General features: G+C 50.5%; 1 protein-coding gene. It reads right to left on the bottom strand.

The annotated features are described in order from the left end of the window. Positions 1-27: 27 nt before the first annotated feature. A partial coding sequence (locus P0G09_RS19430; RefSeq protein WP_275253494.1) for a hypothetical protein occupies positions 28-295 on the bottom strand: 268 nt, incomplete at its 5' end.

Here is a 295-nt window from a genome sequence, read left to right on the forward strand (position 1 = left end):
CGGCCATGCTGCTGGGCTACGCTGTGTTCAGCGTCCCGGGCAAGGCGTTGGGCATGGAGCTGCCGGACCTCTTTTTCTTGGTCGTTTTTCCCGGATACTGTGCTGTTGACCGTGGGCTTCTTTGTTGTTTGCCAGATTCTGGTTGGAGTCGGGAATGTCAGAATTCTCAACAAAAGCAGGATTATAGAGCTTATGACGGCAAACCGTCAGAATGAAAAACCGCTTCATAAAAGCAGATGGATGCCGATGATCTGTATTTTCTATGGCATTCTGCTGCTGAGGATGCTGGAGGTAG

This window comes from Faecalibacterium sp. DFI.5.82, from assembly GCF_029076575.1.
GTDB classification, from domain to species: Bacteria; Bacillota; Clostridia; order Oscillospirales; family Ruminococcaceae; genus Faecalibacterium; species Faecalibacterium duncaniae.